20 protein-coding genes are annotated in these 20,114 nt (G+C 71.7%); 15 read left to right on the forward strand and 5 right to left on the reverse strand.

Going from position 1 to position 20,114, the window contains the following annotated elements; all coding sequences use genetic code 11:
• Positions 1–118: 118 nt before the first annotated feature.
• Entirely contained in the window at positions 119–2,023 is a 1,905-nt protein-coding gene (gene typA, locus ACPYOM_RS13515; RefSeq protein ID WP_481341544.1) for a translational GTPase TypA, read from the reverse strand.
• A gap of 94 nt (positions 2,024–2,117) precedes the next feature.
• Entirely contained in the window at positions 2,118–2,555 is a 438-nt protein-coding gene (locus ACPYOM_RS13520) for a (deoxy)nucleoside triphosphate pyrophosphohydrolase (protein WP_481341545.1), read from the reverse strand.
• A 39-nt stretch (positions 2,556–2,594) separates the two neighbouring features.
• Here ACPYOM_RS13520 and ACPYOM_RS13525 point away from each other — a divergent pair, with 39 nt between their 5' ends.
• From ACPYOM_RS13525 to ACPYOM_RS13570, 10 genes are all read left to right on the forward strand, one after another.
• Positions 2,595–2,948, forward strand: a complete 354-nt coding sequence (locus ACPYOM_RS13525) for a 4a-hydroxytetrahydrobiopterin dehydratase (RefSeq protein WP_481346357.1) — start codon at positions 2,595–2,597, stop codon at positions 2,946–2,948.
• A 215-nt stretch (positions 2,949–3,163) separates the two neighbouring features.
• Positions 3,164–4,771: a hemolysin family protein gene (locus ACPYOM_RS13530; protein ID WP_481346358.1), complete on the forward strand. Its 1,608-nt coding sequence runs from the start codon at positions 3,164–3,166 to the stop codon at positions 4,769–4,771.
• Positions 4,768–5,781 (forward strand): hemolysin family protein, encoded by a 1,014-nt coding sequence (locus ACPYOM_RS13535; protein ID WP_481346359.1) that lies wholly within the window; start codon positions 4,768–4,770, stop codon positions 5,779–5,781. Before ACPYOM_RS13530 ends, ACPYOM_RS13535 begins: the two co-directional genes overlap by 4 nt.
• A gap of 255 nt (positions 5,782–6,036) precedes the next feature.
• Positions 6,037–7,029 carry an ABC transporter permease gene (locus ACPYOM_RS13540; protein WP_481341549.1) on the forward strand — a complete coding sequence of 331 codons (993 nt, stop codon included), beginning with the start codon at positions 6,037–6,039 and terminating at the stop codon, positions 7,027–7,029.
• A 42-nt stretch (positions 7,030–7,071) separates the two neighbouring features.
• Positions 7,072–8,850: an ABC transporter substrate-binding protein gene (locus tag ACPYOM_RS13545; RefSeq protein WP_481346360.1), complete on the forward strand. Its 1,779-nt coding sequence runs from the start codon at positions 7,072–7,074 to the stop codon at positions 8,848–8,850.
• 137 nt (positions 8,851–8,987) lie between these two features.
• Positions 8,988–10,001, forward strand: coding sequence for an ABC transporter permease (locus ACPYOM_RS13550; protein WP_481346361.1), 1,014 nt, complete (start codon positions 8,988–8,990; stop codon positions 9,999–10,001).
• Complete coding sequence (locus ACPYOM_RS13555; RefSeq protein ID WP_481342398.1) at positions 9,998–11,161, forward strand: ABC transporter ATP-binding protein; 1,164 nt, start codon at positions 9,998–10,000, stop codon at positions 11,159–11,161. Before ACPYOM_RS13550 ends, ACPYOM_RS13555 begins: the two co-directional genes overlap by 4 nt.
• A gap of 58 nt (positions 11,162–11,219) precedes the next feature.
• Positions 11,220–12,419, forward strand: a complete 1,200-nt coding sequence (locus ACPYOM_RS13560) for an ABC transporter ATP-binding protein (RefSeq protein ID WP_481342397.1) — start codon at positions 11,220–11,222, stop codon at positions 12,417–12,419.
• 56 nt (positions 12,420–12,475) lie between these two features.
• Entirely contained in the window at positions 12,476–13,186 is a 711-nt protein-coding gene (locus ACPYOM_RS13565; RefSeq protein ID WP_481346362.1) for a DsbA family oxidoreductase, read from the forward strand.
• A gap of 283 nt (positions 13,187–13,469) precedes the next feature.
• Positions 13,470–14,390: an alpha/beta fold hydrolase gene (locus ACPYOM_RS13570; RefSeq protein ID WP_481342395.1), complete on the forward strand. Its 921-nt coding sequence runs from the start codon at positions 13,470–13,472 to the stop codon at positions 14,388–14,390.
• A 161-nt stretch (positions 14,391–14,551) separates the two neighbouring features.
• On the opposite strand, the gene ACPYOM_RS13575 is transcribed toward ACPYOM_RS13570, so the two are convergent.
• On the reverse strand, positions 14,552–14,911 hold the full coding sequence (locus tag ACPYOM_RS13575) for an arsenate reductase family protein (RefSeq protein WP_481346363.1): 360 nt from the start codon (positions 14,909–14,911) through the stop codon (positions 14,552–14,554).
• A 71-nt stretch (positions 14,912–14,982) separates the two neighbouring features.
• Here ACPYOM_RS13575 and ACPYOM_RS13580 point away from each other — a divergent pair, with 71 nt between their 5' ends.
• Complete coding sequence (locus ACPYOM_RS13580) at positions 14,983–15,729, forward strand: VOC family protein (protein ID WP_481346364.1); 747 nt, start codon at positions 14,983–14,985, stop codon at positions 15,727–15,729.
• Between the two features lie 18 nt (positions 15,730–15,747).
• Here the strand turns inward: ACPYOM_RS13580 and ACPYOM_RS13585 are convergent, their stop codons facing one another.
• Both ACPYOM_RS13585 and ACPYOM_RS13590 read right to left on the reverse strand, forming a co-directional pair.
• Positions 15,748–16,053, reverse strand: coding sequence for a hypothetical protein (locus ACPYOM_RS13585; RefSeq protein WP_481342391.1), 306 nt, complete (start codon positions 16,051–16,053; stop codon positions 15,748–15,750).
• Entirely contained in the window at positions 16,050–16,355 is a 306-nt protein-coding gene (locus ACPYOM_RS13590) for a hypothetical protein (RefSeq protein WP_481342390.1), read from the reverse strand. Before ACPYOM_RS13590 ends, ACPYOM_RS13585 begins: the two co-directional genes overlap by 4 nt.
• Positions 16,356–16,555: 200 nt before the next feature.
• On the opposite strand from ACPYOM_RS13590, the gene ACPYOM_RS13595 reads away from it, so the two are divergent.
• From ACPYOM_RS13595 to ACPYOM_RS13610, 4 genes are all read left to right on the forward strand, one after another.
• On the forward strand, positions 16,556–17,953 hold the full coding sequence (locus ACPYOM_RS13595) for a recombinase family protein (protein WP_481346365.1): 1,398 nt from the start codon (positions 16,556–16,558) through the stop codon (positions 17,951–17,953).
• A 171-nt stretch (positions 17,954–18,124) separates the two neighbouring features.
• The gene (locus ACPYOM_RS13600) at positions 18,125–18,403 is read left to right on the forward strand and encodes a hypothetical protein (protein ID WP_481346366.1); all 279 of its coding nucleotides are present in this window, start codon (positions 18,125–18,127) and stop codon (positions 18,401–18,403) included.
• Complete coding sequence (locus ACPYOM_RS13605) at positions 18,400–18,678, forward strand: hypothetical protein (RefSeq protein WP_481346367.1); 279 nt, start codon at positions 18,400–18,402, stop codon at positions 18,676–18,678. Before ACPYOM_RS13600 ends, ACPYOM_RS13605 begins: the two co-directional genes overlap by 4 nt.
• A gap of 6 nt (positions 18,679–18,684) precedes the next feature.
• On the forward strand, positions 18,685–20,114 hold a 1,430-nt coding region (locus ACPYOM_RS13610; RefSeq protein ID WP_481346368.1), incomplete at its 3' end, for an AAA family ATPase.

Below are 20,114 nucleotides of genomic sequence, written 5' to 3' on the forward strand. Positions count from 1 at the left end.
CCCCCCCCCCCCCCCCCCCCCCCCCCCCCCCCCCCCCCCCCCCCCCCCCCCCCCCCCCCCCCCCCCCCCCCCCCCGCGCCGAGCCACGCAGCGCACGCACCACGCCCGCCACGGCGGATCAACCCTCGGCGCGTGCCGCCGCCCGGGCCCTGGACGCCGTGCGCGCTCGCTCGTTGGCATCGAGGACGACCTTGCGGATGCGCACGGCGTCCGGTGTGACCTCGACGCACTCGTCCTCGCGGCAGAACTCGAGGCTCTGCTCGAGGCTGAGCTTGCGCGGGGGCACGATCTTCTCGAAGTTGTCGGCGGAGGAGGCGCGGACGTTCGTCAGCTTCTTCTCCTTGGTGATGTTGACGTCCATGTCGTCGGCGCGGGAGTTCTCGCCGACGATCATGCCCTCGTAGACGTCGGTCGTCGGCTCGGTGAAGAGGACGCCGCGCTCCTGGAGGTTGACCATCGCGTACGAGGTGACGGCGCCGGCACGGTCGGCGACGAGCGAGCCGCTCGTGCGCGTCGTGATGGTGCCGAACCACGGCTCGTAGTCCTCGAAGACGTGGTGGGCGATGCCCGTGCCGCGCGTCTCGGTGAGGAACTCGGTGCGGAAGCCGATGAGGCCACGGCTCGGCACGAGGAACTCCATGCGGATCCAGCCGGTGCCGTGGTTGGTCATCTGCTCCATGCGCCCCTTGCGGGCGGCGAGGATCTGGGTGATCGGGCCGAGGAACTCCTCGGGCGTGTCGATGGTGAGGCGCTCGACCGGCTCGTGCAGCTTGCCGTCGACCTCGCGGGTGACGACCTGCGGCTTGCCGACGGTCAGCTCGTAGCCCTCGCGCCGCATCTGCTCGACGAGGATGGCGAGGGCGAGCTCGCCACGGCCCTGGACCTCCCACGCGTCGGGGCGCTCGGTCGGCAGGATGCGCAGCGACACGTTGCCGACGAGCTCCTTGTCGAGGCGGTCCTTGACCATGCGCGCCGTGACCTTGGTGCCCTTCGTCGGGCCGCGACCCACGAGCGGGCTGGTGTTCGTGCCGATCGTCATCGAGATCGCCGGCTCGTCGACCGTGATGAGCGGCAGCGGCACCGGGTTCTCGGCGTCGGCGAGGGTCTCGCCGATGGTGATGTCGGGGATGCCCGCGACGGCGATGATGTCGCCCGGGCCGGCGCTCTCGGCGGGCTTGCGCTCGAGGGCCTCGGTCATGAGCAGCTCGGTGATCTTGACGCGCTGCTGCGAACCGTCGTGGCGGCACCACATGACCTGCTGGCCCTTGGTGATCGTGCCGTTGTGCACCCGCAGCAGCGCGAGGCGGCCCAGGAAGTTCGACGCGTCGAGGTTGGTGACGTGCGCCTGCAGGGGCGCCTCGTCGTCGTACGTCGGCGCCGGGATCGTCTCGAGGATCGTGGCGAAGAGCGCCTCGAGGTCGTCGGCCTCGGGCAGCGCGCCGTCGGCGGGCCGCTCGAGGGAGGCCCGGCCGGCCTTGGCCGAGGCGTAGACGATGGGGAAGTCGATCTGCTCCTCGGTCGCGTCGAGGTCGAGGAAGAGCTCGTAGGCCTCGTCGACGACCTCGGCGATGCGCGAGTCGGGACGGTCGACCTTGTTGATGCAGAGGATGACCGGCATCTTGGCCGCGAGCGCCTTGCGCAGCACGAACCGCGTCTGCGGCAGCGGGCCCTCCGACGCGTCGACGAGGAGCACGACGCCGTCGACCATCGACAGCCCGCGTTCGACCTCACCGCCGAAGTCGGCGTGACCCGGGGTGTCGATGATGTTGATCGTGACGCCGTCGGCCAGACCACGGTCGGTGGCCGCCTTGCCCGTGTAGTGGATCGCGGTGTTCTTCGCGAGGATCGTGATGCCCTTCTCGCGCTCGAGGTCACCGGAGTCCATCGCGCGCTCGTCGACGTGCTGGTGCTCGCCGAACGCGCCGGCCTGCCAGAGCATCTTGTCGACGAGCGTGGTCTTGCCGTGGTCGACGTGGGCGACGATGGCGACGTTGCGGATGTCCGCACGGGTCTTCAGGGGCATGGGGGACAGTCTCTCAGGGGTTGGGCAGTGGTTCCGACCACGCGGGGCGCGGCCGGGCCGGGCACGGTCCGGCATCCGACGGCGGTCCGGGCCGTCAGCCCGCACGCACCAGGGTCTCGATCCGCTCGACGATGGGCAGGTCGGCCGGCAGCCAGGCGACGCCCTGCAGGTCGTCGACCTCGAGCCACCGGAGCTCGTCGTGGTCCTCGAGGGGCGACGGGTCGCCCTCGATCACCTCGGCCAGCCACACCAGCATCTCGTACCTGTCGCCGAGAGGCCACGTGGCTCCGGGGAGCGGACCGGGCACCTGCACGCCGACGCGGACCGTGATGCCGAGCTCCTCCCGCACCTCGCGGTGCAGCGCCGCGAGCGCGTCCTCCCCCGGTTCCACCTTGCCACCGGGCAGCTCCCAGCCACCGGCCAGCACCGAGGGCTCGGTACGCCGCGCCGACAGCAGGCGGGTCGGGCGCGCCAGGTCGTCGACGATGGCGGCGCCGACGACGAGGGCGCGGGCAGGGACGGGCGGGCACATGGCGTCGTCGATAGTGCCACAGCACGGTTTACTGGGGTGATGGCACGACGACTCGACGACGACGAGGTCACGCGCCAGCTCGGCGACCTGCCGGACTGGGCCCGTGACGGCGACACCATCAGGGCCTCCTTCACGGCCCCCGACTTCCCGACCGGCATCCGCCTCGTCGACGAGGTCGCCGCCGACGCGGAGTCGATGGACCACCACCCCGACATCGACGTCCGCTGGACGACGGTGCGCTTCGCCCTCTCGACGCACTCCGAGGGGGGCCTGACCCAGCTCGACGTCGAGCTGGCGCACCAGATCTCCCAAGCGGCCGCCCGCCTCGGCGCCTCGGCAGAGTCGCCCGAGTCGGCAGAGTCCGCAGAGTCCGCCGGGTCGGCGACGGAGTAGGCGCCGGCACGGGCGGCGCGACCATCGACGGGGGGTCACGGGACGGCCGGGACCGCACCCCGGGTGCGGCGCTCGCCTAGGATCGCACCCATGCGACCACACGCCAGGCACGAGTCTCGCGGGTCCCGCGACGGCTCCCAGGAGGGCCATAGTCCCTCGCCGGACGCAGTCCGGCCGCCCCCGTCCCACCACCCGCTCACCGGGGTGGCGGTCGCATGAGCACCGTCCTCGGCATCGCCCTCGGCGTCCTGCTGATCCTCGCCCTCACCACGGCCACCGGCTACTTCGTCGCCCAGGAGTTCGCCTACGTCGCCGTCGACCGGACGGCCCTGCGCGAGCTCGCCGAGGCCGGCGACGACGCGGCCCGGCGCGCCCTGCGGGTCACGTCGCAGCTGTCGTTCACCCTCTCCGCGGCGCAGTTCGGGATCACCGTCACGGCGCTGCTCGTCGGCTACGTCTCCGAACCACTGGTCGGCACGGGCCTGGCCGACCTGCTCGACCCGTCGATGTCGTACGCGACCCGCCTGTCCCTGTCCGTCACCGCGGTGCTCGTCTTCTCCACCGTCGTCCAGATGGTGTTCGGGGAGCTCGCGCCGAAGAACCTCGCCATCGCGCGCACCGTGCCCCTGGCGCGGGCCCTGAGCCGCACCACCCTCGCCTACCTCACCGTGGCCGGCCCGGTCGTCCGGCTCTTCGACCGCGCCTCGACGTCGCTGCTGCGCCGGGTCGGCATCGAGCCGGTCGACGAGCTCGAGCACGGGGCGACCGCCGAGGACCTCAGCCGCATCATCGACGCGTCGCACGCGGGCGGCCTGCTCGACGACGACCTGTCCGACGTCCTCGAGGGCGGGCTGCGCTTCCGCGAGCTGGACGCCGGTGACGTCATGACGCCGCGCGTGCGCGTCACGACCGTCCGGGCCACCGACCCGGTCTCCCGGGTCGTCGAGCTGCTCGACACCGGCTGGTCGCGGTTCCCGGTCACCGGCCGCGACGGTGACGACATCGTCGGCGTCGCGGGCATCGCCGAGGTGCTCGCCGTCGACCGGCAGGAGCGGGCGACGACGACCGTGGCGTCCGTCGCCGCCGAGCCGACCGTGGTGCCGACGAGCGCTCCCCTGCCCCGCGTCCTCGAGCAGATCCGCGCCGACCACCGGCAGCTGGCCGTCGTCGTCGACGAGCACGGCGGCTTCGCCGGCATCGTCACCTTCGAGGACGTCGCCGAAGAGGTCGTCGGCGAGATCCTCGACGAGGACGATGCGACACCGGCCGGCATCGTCGACGTCGACGCCGACGCCGACGCCTGGCTCGTGCCGGGCCACCTGCGCCTCGACGAGCTCGACACCGCCACCGGGCTCCGGCTCGAGAGCGGCGACACGCACTCGACGGTGAGCGGGCTCGTCCTCGAGCACCTCGGACGTACCGCCGTCGCCGGCGACACCGTCGTCGTCGAGGCGAGACTCGAGACCGGCGACCGGCGCCGCCCCGCCAGCGGCCTCTGGACCGACCCCGGGACGGGCGCGGGCAGCGTCGCCGACTGGGACACGGACAGGGTCAGGGACGGGGACACGCACGCGGACTCCGACGCCGACCGGGCCCGCGACCCGGAGCCGCGCCGGCTGCCCGTCTCGGTGCGCGTCACCGTCGGGGCCGTCGAGCGCCACGTCCCCTCGTCGGTCCGCGTCGAGGTGCTCGACCTCATGTCCGACCTCGAGTCCCTCGACCGGGACACCGAGACCGCCGAGCCCGGCGAGCCCGGCGAGCCCGGCGAGACCGGCGAGACCGACCCCACGGGGGCCTCCGGACGCACGGGGGCGGACCGATGACGACCGCCCTGCTCGTCTCCGTGCTCCTGCTCGTCCTCAACGCCTTCTTCGTCGCCGCCGAGTTCGCCCTCGTCGCCAGCAAGCGGCACCGCCTCGAGGAGCGTGCCGAGAAGGGCAGCGCCGCGGCCCGCTCGGCCCTCCGGGGCTCGCGCGAGCTCTCGCTCATGCTCGCCGGCGCCCAGCTCGGCATCACCCTGTGCACCCTCGGACTCGGCTCGCTGGCCAAGCCGGCCGTGGCCGACCTGCTCGAGCCGGTGCTGTCGTTCCTGCGCCTGCCCGACGCGGTCGCCTACCCGGTCGCCGTCGTGCTGGCCGTCGGTGTCGTCGTCTTCCTCCACATGGTCGTCGGCGAGATGGCGCCCAAGTCATGGGCCATCGCGCACCCCGAACGGTCCGCCGTGGTCCTCGCGCTGCCGTTCCGCGGTTTCACCTGGCTCGTGCGTCCGGCTCTCAGCCTCCTCAACACCCTGGCGAACGGCTGCCTGCGTCTCGTGCAGGTGCAGCCGGTCGACGAGCTGGCGCAGGTGCACGGCCCGAAGGAGCTGCAGCTGCTCCTCGCCAGCGCGCACGAGCACGGCCAGCTCGACGAACCGGAGCACCGCGTCCTGTCCGGCGCCATCGCGCTCGACACGACACCGCTCACCGAGGCCCTGGTGCCGCTCGAGCGCGTGGTCGGGGTGCCCTCGTCGGCGTCCTGTGCCGCGGCGGAGGCCCTCTCGCGCGAGTCGGGCCGGTCCCGGCTCGTCGTCACCGACGAGGGCCGGCCCGTGGGCGTCGCCCACGTGCGCGACGTCGTGCGAGCCGACCCGGGCGCGCCGGTGACGACGGTGACGGCGCCCCTCCTGCGAGTCGCCTCCGGACTGTCGCTCCTCGACGCGCTGTCGGTGCTGCGGACCGAGCGGGCCCAGCTCGCGCTCGTCGAGGGAGCGCGGGCGCCGGTCGGCATCGTCACGATGGAGGACCTCCTCGAGCGCGTGCTCGGGCGCTTCGACGACGAGACCGACGCCTGAGGGCCACCCGACCGCCGTGGCAGCGGCGGGGCCCGCACCCCCGGTGATGCGGCCCGCTGTGGAATCCTTCCCCCCGGAGGACCACATCGCCGGAAGATCTCCGCCCTGTCACGATTCGGCCACGTCGGTTGCCGCCGGTGTTTCGCGGCTGAAAGATGTTGCGGACGGTCATGGGGGGCCTAGGGTGGCGGTCGCTTCGCAGTCCGGAGGGCGAGCTCGCCCTCCTCGCACAGTCACGATCCGGAGGTACAGCCCGTGAGCACACCCCTTGAGGTCGAACCCGGCGCAACGTCGGCGGAACCGGAGGCGGTGCTGCAGGGAGAGCGCAGGATCGAGGGTCGCTCGCTCGGGCAGATCGCCTGGGCCCGTCTCAAGCGCGACAAGGTGGCCCTCGGCGGCGGCGTCTTCGTGCTGTTCCTCATCGTCGTCGCCATCTGCGCCCCGCTCATCGTCGGCGCGCTCGGGCACCCGCCGAACGAGTTCCACCAGGAGCTCGTCGACGCCAACCTGCAGATCCCCACGGCGCCCTTCGGCGGCATGTCGAAGGACTTCCTCTTCGGCGTCGAGCCGGTCAACGGCCGCGACATCTTCAGCCGGATCATCTACGGCTCGCAGATCTCCCTGCTCATCGCGTTCCTCGCCACGATGCTCTCGGTGGTCATCGGCACCGCCCTCGGCGTCATCGCCGGGTACTTCGGCGGCGCCGTCGACACCCTGATCAGCCGGGCCATGGACATCTTCCTCGCCTTCCCGCTGCTCGTCTTCGCCATCGCCCTCGCCGGCGTCGTGCCCGACCAGGCGTTCGGGCTCAGGGGCGACGCCCTGCGCATCGCCGTCATCGTCTTCATCATCGGCTTCTTCAACTGGCCGTACATCGGGCGCATCGTGCGCGGGCAGACGCTGTCGCTGCGCGAGCGCGAGTTCGTCGACGCGGCGCGCAGCCTCGGCGCCCGCACGCCGCACATCCTCGCCATGGAGGTGCTGCCCAACCTCATCGCGCCGATCCTCGTCTACGCCACGTTGCTCATCCCGAGCAACATCCTCTTCGAGGCGGGTCTGTCGTTCCTCGGTGTCGGCGTCCAGGCCCCCCGGGCCACCTGGGGAGGCATGCTCTCCGACGCCGCGCAGTGGTACCAGATCGACCCCTGGTTCATGGTCTGGCCGGGCCTGGCCATCTTCGTGACGGTCCTGGCCTTCAACCTCTTCGGGGACGGCCTTCGTGACGCCCTCGACCCGCGGTCGCGGTAACCACCGCACCCGCATCCCGCAAAAGAAGGAGCGCATCCACTCATGAAGAACACACGCGTGATGGTGGTCGCGACCGCGGCCGCCCTCGCCCTGGGTCTTTCTGCCTGCGCCGGCAGCCAGACCCCGGGCACCTCCCCCAGCGGCGGTGGCGGCGCAGGCGCAGGTGCGGCCACGGCCGCCGACGCGGCCCTGAAGGCGATCGTCCGGCCGTCGGACAAGAAGGGCGGCACCCTCCGCTTCGGCATCTCGAGCGACTGGGACTCGGTCGACACGGGCGACACCTACTACGGGCTCTCGTGGGACTTCCTGCGCAACTACGCCCGCACGCTCGTCTCCTTCAAGGCTGCGCCGGGCCAGCAGGGCAACCAGCTCGTCGGTGACCTCGCCACGGGCCTCGGCAAGCCGAGCGCGGACAACAAGACGTGGACGTACACGCTGCGCGACGGCATCAAGTTCGAGGACGGCACACCGATCACGAGCAAGGACATCAAGTACGGCGTCGCCCGCCAGCTCGACAAGAACACGTTCCCGAACGGGCCGACGTACTTCAACGACTTCCTCGCCGACATCCCCGCGGGCTACTCGGTCTACAAGGACAAGAACCTCGACGACCTGAAGTCCATCGAGACACCGGACGACAAGACGATCGTCTTCCACCTCAACAAGCCGTTCGCCGGCTTCGACTACTTCGCGCAGCTGCCCGCCACCGCACCAGTGCCGCAGGCCAAGGACACCGGCTCGAAGTACAAGGAGCACGTCATCGCGTCCGGTCCGTACAAGTTCTCGGTGTACCAGACCGGCAAGCGCATCGAGCTGGTCCGCAACGACGCGTACGACCCGAAGAGCGACCCGGACACCGGCCGCAAGGCCCTGCCGGACAAGATCACCGTCGAGATCGGCGTCAACGCCGCCGACCTCGACAACCGCCTCATCGCCGGTGACCTCGACATCGACCTCGCCGGAACGGGCGTCCAGGCCCAGGCACAGGGCAAGATCCTGGCCGACCCGACGCTCAAGGCCAAGACGGACGACGTCGTGAGCGCGCGCACGAGCTACACGCAGATCAACAGCGACGTCGCGCCGTTCAACAACATCGACTGCCGCAAGGCCGTCATCTTCGCCTACGACAAGACGGGCTACCAGCGCGCCTACGGCGGCAACATCGGTGCCGACATCGCCACCGGCCTGCTGCCTCCCGTCGTCCCCGGCTTCCAGGAGCAGGACCTCTACAACGCGAAGTCGAAGCCGCAGGGCGACGTCGACTCCGCGAAGGCGGCCCTCGCCAAGTGCGGCCAGCCCAACGGCTTCGAGACCAACATCTCCTACCGGCCCGAGCGCCCGAAGGAGAAGGCCACGGCCGAGTCGCTGCAGCAGGCGCTCGCCAAGATCGGCATCAAGCTGACCCTCAAGGCCTACCCGGCCGGTGACTACTTCAAGCTGTACGCCGGCAAGCCGGACTTCGCCAAGGCCAACAACCTCGGCCTCATGGTGATGAGCTGGGGCGCCGACTGGCCGGACGGCTTCGGCTTCCTCCAGCAGATCGTCGACAGCCGCGTCATCCGTCCCGCGGGCAACACCAACCTCGGGATCAAGCTGCCGGAGGTCGACAAGCTCATGGACCAGGCGCTGTCGGAGAACGACACGACCAAGCGTGAGGCCATCTGGGGCCAGATCGACAAGGTCGTCATGGAGAACGCCGAGGTCATCCCGGGCATCTGGAACAAGGCGCTGCTCTTCCGGCCCGACACCGTGTCGAACATCTTCGTCAACGACGGCTACTCGTACTACGACTACGCCGCCGCAGGTGTCACCAACCCGTGACCCGATGCGTCCGGCGTCGAGCCTCCGGGCCTGACGCCGGACGTCCGGTCCGACCTCCTTCCACCGAAAGTAGGTGAAGGCGTAGGCACGGTGGCGGACGGTCACGAACCGTCCACCACCCGCCCGGCCGCCCCACAGTGCTGACGTACCTCATCCGCCGGCTCATCGCCGCCGTCCTGCTGCTCGCCATCGTGAGCGCGGTCGTCTTCGCCATCTTCTTCCTCGTGCCCCGCATCGGCGGGGCCACCGCCGACGACCTCGCCTCGCGGTACGTCGGCAAGAGCGCCGGTCAGGCCCAGATCCACGAGACCGCGGTGCGGCTCGGCTTCACCGACCCGATCTACGTCCAGTACGGACGCTTCGTCAAGGGCATCGTCGCCGGCGCCGACTACAACACCGGCGCCGGCACCGACCACTGCCCGGCGCCGTGCCTGGGCTACTCGTTCATCACCCAGAACCCGGTCCTGCCCGACATCCTCGACCGGCTGCCCGTCACCGCGACGCTCGCGGCCGGAGCCGCGGTCCTGTGGCTCGTCGGCGGGGTCGGCACCGGGGTCGTGTCGGCGCTGCGGCGCGGCTCGGTCCTCGACCGCGGCTTCATGGGCATGGCCCTGGCCGGCGTCTCCCTGCCGATCTTCTTCACCGGCCTGCTGTCCCTGACGATCTTCAGCTACGGCCTCAAGTGGACCTACGCCGGCGGCGCCAGCCCGATGGACGCCACCAGTCCCCTCGACCTCGTCCACCGCATGCTGCTGCCCTGGATCACCCTGGCCTTCCTCTACGCGGCCAGCTACGCCCGCCTCACCCGCGCCGGCATGCTCGAGACGATGAACGAGGACTACATCCGCACGGCGCGCGCCAAGGGCCTCAAGGAGCGCGACGTCGTCGTCAAGCACGGCCTGCGCTCGGCCCTGACGCCGATCCTGACGATCTTCGGCCTCGACCTCGGCCTGCTGCTCGGTGGCGCCGTGCTCACCGAGACGACGTTCTCGCTGCAGGGGATCGGCTTCTACGCCGTGCAGGCCATCACGAACAACGACCTCCCCAAGGTCCTCGGTGTGACGCTCTTCGGCGCGGTGTTCGTCATCGTCGCCAACCTCATCGTCGACCTCCTGTACGCCGTCGTCGACCCCAGGGTGCGCACCTCATGAGCCAGTCCAGCCAGTCCGGCCCCTCGGGCCAGCCCTCGAACCAGTCCGTCCTCGAGAAGGAGGGGCGGGTGAGGTCCGGCCGCGGCCGCAAGGCGTCGGTCAACGCACTCGACGGGATCGGCGGCCTCGGCGCGCCCGCGCCCGACGCGTTCCTGTCGGTGCGCGACCTGCGGGTGCACTTTCCCACCGACGACGGGATCGTCAAGTCCGTCGACGGTCTGTCCTTCGACCTCGCCCGCGGCAAGACGCTCGGCATCGTCGGTGAGTCGGGCTCGGGCAAGAGCGTCACGAGCATGTCGATCATGGGCCTGCACAAGCCGGGCACGGTCCGGATGACCGGCTCGATCCGCCTCGACGGGCAGGAGCTCGTCGGCACCCGTCCGGAGACCGTGCGCTCGCTGCGCGGCAAGAGGATGGCGATGATCTTCCAGGACCCGCTGTCGGCGATGCACCCGTTCTACACGGTGGGCCACCAGATCATCGAGGCCTACCGGATCCACAACAAGGTCTCGACGTCGGTGGCCAGGAAGCACGCCATCGACATGCTCGGGCGGGTCGGCATCCCGCAGCCGGCGAGCCGCGTCGACGACTACCCCCACCAGTTCTCCGGCGGCATGCGCCAACGCGCCATGATCGCCATGGCGCTCTCGTGCGACCCGGACCTGCTCATCGCCGACGAGCCGACCACCGCCCTCGACGTCACGGTCCAGGCACAGATCCTCGACCTCATCCGCGACCTGCAGGCCGAGTTCAACTCGGCGGTCGTCGTCATCACCCACGACCTCGGCGTCGTCGCCGAGCTGTCCGACGACATCATGGTCATGTACGCCGGCCGCTCGGTCGAGTACGCGGCGTCGACGGAGGTGTTCGAGCGGCCGCAGCACCCGTACACGTGGGGCCTGCTCACCTCGATGCCGCGCCTCGACCGGGCGCGCATCGAGCGTCTGCGCCCCATCGCCGGCTCGCCGCCCAGCCTCATCAACGTGCCGTCCGGCTGTCCGTTCCACCCCCGCTGTGCCTACGAAGGGCGCAACGAGGGTCGCAGCCAGGCCGAGCGGCCCCCGTTCGAGGAGTCCCTGCCCCGGCACTGGGCCGCCTGCCACCTTCCCGTGGACGTTCGCCGCTCCATCTGGGAGAACGAGATCAGGCCGACCCTGTGAGCACCGCCGCGACCGTCCCGACCACCGCGCCCAGCGCACCGATCCCAGGAGCCGCAGCGTGACCGCCTCCCCCGCCACCGCCCGGACGGCGGCGCCGTCGACGTCCGACGCGCTGCTGCAGGTCACCGACCTCACCAAGCACTTCCCGATCCGACGCGGCCTGCTCCAGCGGCAGGTGGGCGCGGTGCGGGCCGTCGACGGGCTGACGTTCGAGGTCGCCAAGGGCGAGACGCTCTCGCTCGTCGGCGAGTCCGGCTGCGGCAAGACGACGACCGGCCGGATGCTGACGCGGCTGCTCGAGCCGACCTCGGGCCAGATCCTCTTCGAGGGCCGCGACATCACCCACGCGTCCGTCGGCACGATGCGTCCGCTGCGGCGCGACGTGCAGATGATCTTCCAGGACCCCTACGGCAGCCTCAACCCGCGGCACACGGTCGGCACCATCGTGGGCTCGCCGTTCCACCTGCAGAACGTCAAGACCCAGCACGGCATCAAGCGCGAGGTCCAGGACCTGCTCGAGCTGGTCGGCCTGAGCCCGGAGCACTACAACCGCTATCCGCACGAGTTCTCGGGCGGCCAGCGCCAGCGCATCGGCATCGCCCGGTCGCTCGCCCTCAGGCCCAAGCTCATCGTCGCCGACGAGCCGGTCTCCGCCCTCGACGTGTCGATCCAGGCGCAGGTCATCAACCTCCTCGAGGACCTGCAGGACGAGCTCGGCCTGACCTACGTCGTCATCGCCCACGACCTGTCGGTCGTGCGGCACATGAGCGACCGCGTCGCCGTCATGTACCTCGGCAACCTCGTGGAGGTCACCGGCCGCGACGAGCTGTACGCCCGGCCCATGCACCCGTACACGACCGCCCTCATGTCGGCGGTGCCGATCCCCGACCCGGCCCGCCGCGGCCGCCGCGAGCGGATCCGCCTCGAGGGCGACGTGCCGAGCCCGATCAACCCCCCACCCGCGTGCCGCTTCCACACCCGCTGCTGGAAGGCCCAGGAGGTCTGCCGCACCGAGACCCCGCCGCTCGTCGAGCTGCTCCCGGGCCACAGCGTCGCGTGCCACTTCCCGGAGAACATCGACCTGCCCGACCCCACCGTGCGACCCGGCGCCGCGTCACCGCTCGAGGCGGCAGCGGCGGACCTCTCCGCCTCCGGGGAGGTGCCGCACGACGACGCCGACCGCTCCGGGCCCCGGGTCGTGCCGCGGGACGCGTCCGCCGACCCGTCGGGCAACGCACCGGAGCCCGGCAACGCCTGAGGCCCTCGATCCGCACACCCGGGAAGCAAACGACGGGGCGGGTGGTTGAACGTTGCATGAAGGTCGAGATCTGGTCGGACATCGCCTGCCCGTGGTGCTACATCGGCAAGCGCCGCTTCGAGAAGGCCCTCGCGACGTTCCCCCACCGCGACGACGTGGAGGTGACCTGGCGCAGCTACCAGCTGGACCCGTCGCTGCCCGAGCACCACGACGGCACCGAGCTGGACTACCTGGTCTCCCGCAAGGGCCTGTCGGCCGAGCAGGTCCGCGCCATGTTCGACCAGGTCAGGCAGATCGCCGCCGAGGAGGGCCTGGCCTACGACTTCGACCGGGTCGTCGCCAACAGCCTGCCCGGCCACGAGCTGCTCCACCTGGCCGCGGCGAGCGGCCTCGCCGATGCCGTCAAGGAGGCGCTGCTGTCGGCGCACTTCGAGCACGGCGAGGACATCGGCGACCGTGCCGTCCTCGTGCGGATCGGCACCGAGGCGGGCCTGCCCGCCGACGAGGTGGAGCGGGCCCTCGACGAGCACACCCAGCTCGAGGCGGTCCGTGCCGACGTCGCCGAGGCCCGGCGCCTCGGCATCCGCGGGGTCCCGTTCTTCGTCCTCGACGGGCGGTACGGCGTCTCCGGCGCCCAGCCCACCGCGCTCTTCACCCAGGCGCTCGAGCAGGTCTGGCGCGAGACCAACCCGCTCGTCATGGTCGGCGCATCCGACGCCTCCGACTCATCGGGCGCGGCGTGCGGGCCCGACGGCTGCGCCGTCTGAGGCCGGTCGCCGGGCCCCCGGACAGCCGGAGACGTGACGAGGCGCCACTCGCTCGGGGGTTCGAGTGGCGCCTCGTTCATGCCTACCATCGACGCCGGCTGCCCCGGCGTTACACCCGTCTGCACCACGTTCTGCCTGCCCGTCCGCCCTCGCCGTCCTGCCTCCCGCCGGCCCGGGTGCTCTGGGCCGTGCCCGGTTCCAAAGCACCCGCATCGGGTCGGTGACCGACCTACCCTGAGTAGGGAGGGAGGCGGCGCATCGGGCGCCGCCGGAGGAGACCGACGTGAGCGCGTCCGAGCCGATGACGGTGACCCTGCACGGGCACTCGCTCTCCTACGTCGACGTCGGCGCGGGCGAGACGATCCTGTTCGTCCACGGCCTGCTCGGCTCGCACCACAACTGGGCCAGCCTCGTCGACGCCCTCGCCGACTCCTACCGCGTCGTCGTGCCGGACCTCTTCGGACACGGCGCGTCGGACCGGCACGCCGGCGACTACTCCGTCGCCGCACACGCCGCGACGCTGCGCGACCTGCTCGACCGGCTCGGCATCGCGCGGGTCACCATCGTCGGGCACTCGCTGGGCGGGGGCATCGCCCTCGAGTTCTGCTACCTGTTCCCCGACCGCGTCGACCGCCTCGTGCTCGTCGGCAGCGGCGGCCTGGGCCGGCAGGTCAGCGCGGTGCTGCGCTCGGCCACGCTGCCCGGCGCGGAGTGGGTTCTGCCGGTCATCGCCTCACCCTGGGTGCGCGGCGGGGCCGCGGCCGTGGGCCGGGTGCTGTCGCTGGCCGGCTGGCGCGCGAGCCACGACGTCCGCGCGGCGTGGGAGGGCTTCACCTCGCTGGGCGACGCCGACAGCCGCCGAGCCTTCCTCGCCACGACGCGGGCCGTGCTGGACCCGGGCGGCCAGCGGGTCAGCGCCACCGACTACCTGCCCGACCTCGTCGGTCTGCCCGTGCTCGTCGTGTGGGGCACGCGCGACCTCGTCATCCCACCGGCGCACGCAGCCCGAGCACGAGAGTCCATCCCCGGCTGCCGCATCGAGCTGTTCGAGGGTGCCGGGCACTTCCCGCACCTCGACGAGCCGGAGCGCTTCGCCGAGGTGCTGCGCGACTTCGTGCGCGAACCCGGCCGGGACCGGTCCGTCGGACGGCCACGACGCGACCCCGATCTCGCGCCCGGCATCGACGAGCAGCGGGCCGGCTGAGCCGGGCCGGACGCGTGAAGAGGCGCCACCCGCTCGGGGGTCCGGGTGGCGCCTCTGTCACCCGGACCATCGCCGCGACCCGGCGCGGTGTTACACCGCACCACGACGGCACGACGGCACGACGGCACGAGGTTTGCGGGACGGCGTCGACCGCCTCGACGTCAGTCGGCCAGGAAGGCCGCGACGCGGTCCTTGGGCCGGCCGATGATGGCGCGGTCGCCCTTGACGAGGACCGGACGCTGGAGCAGCCGCGGATGGCGCACGAGCACGTCGACCACCTGCTCGCGCGTCGCGACGTCGGCGTCGGTGAGGCCGAGCTCGGCGAAGTGTCCGTCCCGACGGACGAGGTCCGTCGGGGCGTCCTCGAGCTTGTCGAGGAGGTCCTCGAGGGCCGCGGCGTCGAGCGGGTGGCGCAGGTAGTCGACGACGGTGGCCTCGACCGCGGCCTCGTCGAGGCGGTCCATCGCGGCCCGCGAGGTGGAGCAGCGGTTGTTGTGCAGGATCGTCACGTCGTCGGTCATGGGTCCGACCCTAGCCAGAGCCGCCGGAAACCCATGTGCCGGGACCGGGCCGGCCCGCCTACGCTGCCCGGGTGGAGACCACCGACCGCACCGCCGGGGCGAGGCCCGAGCTGTTCGCCCTGTGCATCGCCGCGAACGACCCCGATCGGCTCGCCCGGTTCTGGCAGGGGCTGCTCGGCTGGCCGCGCGCCGAGTCGGGCGGACCGGCGCTGGTGCCCGCCGACGACACCGGGTTCCTGCTGCGGTTCCTGCACACCGACGAGCCGAAGACGCGCCGCAACCAGATGCACCTCGACCTGACGAGCGAGTCGCTCGCCGTGCAGGAGGCCACGGTGGCTCGTGCGCTCCGCCTCGGTGGCCGCCACTTCGACGTCGGCCAGCGCGGCGACGAGGGCCACGTCGTCCTCGCCGACCCCGAGGACAACGAGTTCTGCGTCATCGAGCCCGCCAACCGCTTCCTCGCCGACTGCGGGTTCGTCGGGGCCGTGGCGAGCGACGGCACCCGCGCCCTCGGCCTGTTCTGGAGCGAGGCCCTCGGCTGGCCGCTCGTCTGGGACGAGGGCGAGGAGACGGCCGTCCGCTCCCCGCACGGAGGCCCCAAGATCACGTGGGGCGGACCACCCGTCGCCGACAAGACCGGCCCGAACCGCTGGCACCTCGACCTCGTGCCCGCCGACGACGGCGACCAGCACGCCGTCGTCGACCGGCTCGTGTCGCTCGGGGCCCGTCTCACGGACGAGGACGCGCACGACCCCGGCGCCGTGGTCCTGCTCGACCCGGACGGCAACGAGGTCTGCGTCCTGCCCACGCGTCCTTGACGGACGCCGGGGCGACGGTCAGTCCGACGCCGGTGGGTCGGTCCGCTTCGCGTCGTCGAGCTGGGCAGCCAGCTGGGCTCGCCACTGGTACAGCTGCTCGAGCGCCTGGAGGCGCACCTCCTCACCGACGGCCGAGGCGGCCGCACGGATGGCCTGGCCGTGCTCGTCCAGGTACCCCTGCAGGGCCTCCTTGACCTCGGTGCCACCCGTCTGGCCGCGCGCGGCGGACTGCAGCACCTCGCGGACCCGCTCGAGGTCGCTCGTGGCCGCCTCGAGCGACTCGGCGGGAACCTGCCCGGAACCGGTCGCGGCGGTGTCGGTCATGTCGGCTGGATGCCGGGACGGGCGACCGGGGTGCCGCCCCCGAGGCCCTGGAGGATCCGGATGAGCGCGTCGATGAGGTTCTGCAGCAGGTTCCCCAGCACCTGGCCCAGGTTCACGCCGTCGAGCAGGCCCGCGACGGCGCACAGCAAGTTGCCCAGCAGGTTGCCTGGGCCGGGGATGGCCGTGATGTCGAGCACGACCTGGTTGAGCTGGACGCGGAGTCCGAGCAGGTTGAGGTCCAGCGGACCGAGCTCGAGGTGAAGGATGGGACAGACGTCGGGTTGTGGAGGTGGTTGTGTCATGACGACTCCGGTCGAATGGTGCGAAGGTCGCTTTTCTCCGAACGGCCTACCGTCGAGTGTCGGCCCGGGTCCCGCGGATGCGCAATACCCCCTCGAAAGCCCAGCCACGGCAGGCCGTTCCACTCGCCCACCCCAGCGGAGCGGGGTCAGACGTTGAAGCGGAACTCCACACTGTCAAGTCGCCGCGCAACACTTAGAGCATGAGCACGCGCACCCCCAAGGCCCCGACGACGCCGCCGACGCGCCGCCGCGCAGCCGTCTACATCCGCCAGTCGGCCAACGACCCCGAGGGCATCGAGCGGCAGCTCCCCCGATGCCAGGCCCTCGCCGACGCCCGCCAGTGGGAGATCCACGACGTCTACCCGGACAACGCGATCTCCGCGAGCCGCGAGAAGGGCCGACGCAACCGCGCCGACACCCAGTGGACGAGGATGCTCGCCGACGCCCGCGCCGGTCACTTCGACGTCGTGATCGGCGTGGACCTCGACCGCGTCCTCCGCGACACCCGCGACCTCAACACCCTCATCGACGCGGGCCTGGCGCTCGTCACCCTCGACGGCGAGATCGACCTGTCGACCGCCGACGGAGAGTTCCGCGCGACGATGCTCGCCGGGCTCGCGAGGTTCGAGATCCGGCGCAAGGGCGAGCGGCAGACCCGCGCCGCCCAGCAGCGCGCCGAGAAGGGTCGCCCGCCGATGGGCGTCCGCCTAACCGGCTACACGACGAAGGGCGCGACGATCCCCGAGGAGGCCGCCGTCGTCCGCCGGATCTTCGACCTGTTCGCCGAGACCGAGAACCTCCGCGCTGTCGCCCGAGCCCTGACCGCTGCGGGCGTCGCGACCCGGCACGGCCGGCCATGGTCGCCCTCGTCGGTCGCATCCATCCTCCGGAACCCGCGCTACTGCGGACGCGCGATCTACCAGGGCCGAGTCATCGAGCCCGACGGCGGCGTGACGTGGGAGCAGCTCGTCACCGTCGAGCAGTGGGAGGCCGCGCAGGCCGTCCTCGACAGCCCGCATCGCGTCGCCAACGCCTCGGGCTCCACGGAGCGCAAGTGGCTCGGCTCGGGGCTATACGTGTGCGACGTCTGCCATCGCCCCGTCTCGGGCTGGTCAGGCAACCGCTACCGGTGCCGCGACGGCGGGCACGTCAACCGCGCCCGCGGCCCCGTCGACGAGTGGGTCCTCCGCGTCGTCACCGCCCGCCTCGGTCGGCCCGACGTCGCCGAGATCCTGGCGCCGAAGGAGGTCGCCGTCGCGCCCCTCGTCGAGGAGGTCGCCCGCGTCCGGGCTCGGCTGGAGCAGTTCGCCGAGGACTACGCCGACGGCCTCATCGACGGGCGTGAGTACAAGGCCGCGAGGACCAAGAACGAGGCGCGGCTCAGCGACGCCCAGGCCCGTCTGGCAGCCGCCCGCGGCAGCGACGTGCTCGCGTCCGTCGTCACCGCCGAGGACCCCGTGGCGGCGTTCCTGGGCGCACCGCTGGCGGTCCAGCGCGAGGTCATCGACGCGCTCGTGACCGTCTCGCTCCGTCCCGGCCACCGCTACTCGCGGACCTTCGACCCCGAGACCGTCGAGATCACCTGGCGCGCGGCCTGACCCGCGTGCAGGTGCACCCTAGGTAACACCGCCTACAGTCGCTGACGTAGGACAAGGGCTGAGAGACAACGGCCCGACTCGAGGAGCACCACCGTCCAGCACCCGAGTACTGCGCACGCGGGGCAACCCAGCCCGATGCGCGAATCTCATTGCGACAGTGGAGGCTTCTTCATGTACGACCGCACGCCGACACCCTTTCGACCCTCGCGGGTCATCCACGCCGACCTCGCCCGCGCCGTGCAGCACGGCCACGAGGAGACCGAGATCAGGCGCGAGCTCGCAGCCGCTCGGCTCGCCGAGAAGGTCACCGAGATCGTCGACAAGGCCCCACCGCTGACGGACGAGCAGCGTGCGACGATCGCTCGCCTGCTCGTCAAGCGCGAGGCTCGGATGACCGCCGAGGCGGCTCCGCGTCGAGCTCGTCGGCCCCGAGGCGGTGGCTCCAGATGACGATCGACGACCGCGTGCAGGAGTCGCTCGACGCGATCCTCGTCGTCCTCCGCGAGCTCGCGATCGACGTCCGCGCCGTCCTCGACGAAATCCACGCCCGAGACTGCGAGCCGCCGGGGGACGAGGAGGGGCCGCCCTCCCGAGCTCGAGAGGACGGCCACCACATCACCAACCCAACCGGCGGACACCACGACGCCGATCCCGATTCGAGTGTAGAGCGCTCCACCGGATCGGCCCCCCGACGTGGCGACGACAACCGTCGGCGAGGGTGGTGAGCTGCGATGAGCGAGCTCAACGGCTACGACCTCGCGGGGGCCGCCATAACGGGCCGGTCGCTCACGCCGGACGCGCAGGTCGGCGAGATGGTGCGACTCAAGGGCGGCGAGGTCGGTGTGGTCCACACCGTCGACGCCGAGGGCATCACGGTCATGCTCAACGACCTCATGACGAAGCCGGTGCGGCTCTCGACGGCCGAGGTCGCCCAGGCGGAGGTCATCGGCGTCGTGCCCGAGATGGACGTGCGCCGGACCTACCTGCCGCACAAGCTGCCAGGGGGCCTGACGGTGCGCTCGGGCGAGTGGAACACGAAGGTCAAGCAGGCGCTGCTCGACGCCGACGTGCGCGCCGTCGCACGCCGGCTCGTCGAGCAGGAGAACGAGCCGCCGACCGGCCCGCCCCCGCCGATCTATCGCCTTGGCGACTTCCTCGCCGTGCCCGACGAGACGGTCACGTACCGGATCGTCGGGCTGTGGCCGACCGGCGGGCGCGTCGTCCTCGCGGCCCCCGGCAAGGCCGGCAAGTCGCACGTCGTCGCCAACGCGCTCCGAGCCCTCGCCGACGGCACGCCGTTCCTCGACGTCTTCGACGTGACGCCCGTCGGGCGGGTCATCCTCATGGACAACGAGCTCGACGAGCGGACGCTACGCCGGTGGCTCCGCGAGCAGGGCATCACCCGCACCGACGTCATCGACGTCGTGCCGATGCGCGGGCGGCTCTCGACGTTCAACATCCTCGACCCCGAGATCCGCGCCCGGTGGGCGGAGTACCTCGGCCCCGCCGACGTCCTCGTCTTCGACTGCCTGCGGCCCGCGCTCGACGCCCTCGGGCTGTCCGAGGATAAGGACGCCGGCCGGTTCCTGACGGCGCTCGACGCGCTGCTGCTCGAGGCGGGCATCCCCGAGGCGCTGCTCGTGCACCACATGGGCCACACCGCCGAGCGGTCCCGCGGCGACTCGCGGATCATCGACTGGCCGGACGCGACGTGGACCCTCGTCGTCAAGGGCACTGAGCCCGGCGAGGACGAGCCCGACGACCGTCCGCGGTTCATGTCGGCGATGGGCCGCGACGTCAAGGTACGTGAGGGTCTGCTCACCTACGACGAGCCCACGCGTCGCCTCACGTATGTCGGCGGCACCAGACGCGAGGCGACCATCGACGACAGGATGCATGCCGTCCTTCAGTACGTGGCGGACAACCCCGAAGCGTCGACGAGTGCCATCGAGGAGGACCTCGGCGGCAACCACGGCACGGTCCGCGAGGCGATCAAGAAGGCGATCTCGCGCGGGCTGATCCGCCGCGAGAAGGTCGGCACGGCGTATCGCCACACCCTCGTCTCGCCCACTCCTGTCTCTTATACACATCTCCGAGCCCACGAGACGCGTAGTAATCGGGGGGGGGGGGTGTTGGGTGGGGGGGGGGGGGGGGGGGGGGG

The sequence above is a fragment of the Monashia sp. HAY1-2A genome (genome assembly GCF_056755315.1).